Origin of the sequence: Ferrovum sp. (assembly GCF_027317285.1) — a bacterium.
Lineage (GTDB): Bacteria > Pseudomonadota > Gammaproteobacteria > Burkholderiales > Ferrovaceae > Ferrovum.
Genome location: NZ_DAHVHV010000118.1, coordinates 1 through 1,057, shown reverse-complemented (window position 1 = coordinate 1,057; position 1,057 = coordinate 1). Strand labels below are relative to the sequence as shown.

General features: G+C 52.4%; 2 protein-coding genes. One reads left to right on the top strand and one right to left on the bottom strand.

Translation table 11 applies throughout. The features are described 5' to 3' along the window. The first annotated feature begins 20 nt into the window (after positions 1-20). On the top strand, positions 21-236 hold the full coding sequence (locus M6F29_RS11805) for a hypothetical protein (RefSeq protein WP_298160148.1): 216 nt from the start codon (positions 21-23) through the stop codon (positions 234-236). Positions 237-347: 111 nt separating this feature from the next. Here the strand turns inward: M6F29_RS11805 and dksA are convergent, their stop codons facing one another. Continuing rightward, positions 348-782: an RNA polymerase-binding protein DksA gene (dksA, locus tag M6F29_RS11800; protein WP_366526010.1), complete on the bottom strand. Its 435-nt coding sequence runs from the start codon at positions 780-782 to the stop codon at positions 348-350. Positions 783-1,057: the final 275 nt, after the last annotated feature.

Sequence of the window (1,057 nt, the reverse complement as noted above, 5' to 3'; positions counted from 1 at the left end):
TTTCGGGGTGAGGATGAATTATGATGCTCAATCAACTTGTCGAGGGGATTCTCCGCGATAGCGGCTTCGTTCAACAGAGGATGAAGAATTTGTGGGACATCACGAGAAAGGAGTGGAAGCGTACCCGTGGAGCCGACGAGCCGGCGCCTGAAATTCCCGAGAACATTGGCTATGTCAAACGCTTGCCGGATGTAGGTGCGTTGCAGTCGGAACTGGCCAAATTAAAAATCAAGTGATGGTAAAAACCAGTTGACCATCAATTATCCGGATTCCGGTCACTGGAAACCGTGCTTGAATGGGTTTCCCAGCATCATTCCCCCCGCACAACAGAAAATCAACCACGCCGTTCATTCGCCACATCTCTTTTTCAATGACTCATGTCGATTCTGGGCTTCTATGCTGCAGGTGGCAGTTGGCCGGGCAAACAGTCGTCCGATGCCAATCGGCTCTCCGCTCTCCTCACACCAGCCATAGCGACCATTTTCAATTCGCTCAAGGGCTTCGTCAATTTTGTGTAACTGCTTGCGTTCCCGGTCGCGTACACGCAACTCAAGCGTGTGATCCTCTTCGAGAGAGGCGCGGTCAGCAGGATCGGGGGTGGTCACGAAGTCCTGAAGATGCCGCGCAGTTTCGCTGGCGGCGGCGAGCAGCGCATCGCGCTCTTGGCAGAGACGTGCGCGGAAGAATGCCAGTTGTCGTGCAGACATATAGTCACCGGGGGCTGCGGCGAGCATTTCTGCGAGGGTGGGCAGCGCGTCAGACGCGTTCGTAATCTGGTTCATAGTCTCTCTCCTCCTGGAGTGAGAATGGGGAGGTTTTCATGTCGAGAATATACGGCCGCCCCCGGCAACAATGTGCCAGAGTCCGTCATGGTTGTGAATTCGTAGCCCAAAACCTGCTCTTCGTGGAAGCACGATCCCTACAGAATATTTCTCTCCGATTGAAATTTTTACAAATCCCCACTGTTTTTATCTTGCCGGTAAGTAACCTGTAGGTTACTATCTGGCCATGGCTATCAAGATTGAAGAATACGTAACCAGCGAACAGAAGAACTACT

What these genes read in the sequence shown, in the direction of transcription:
- M6F29_RS11805 (WP_298160148.1), top strand. Translation starts at nt 21, where the DNA reads ATGATGCTCAATCAACTTGTCGAGGGGATTCTCCGCGATAGCGGCTTC.
- dksA (WP_366526010.1), bottom strand. Translation starts at nt 782, where the DNA reads ATGAACCAGATTACGAACGCGTCTGACGCGCTGCCCACCCTCGCAGAA.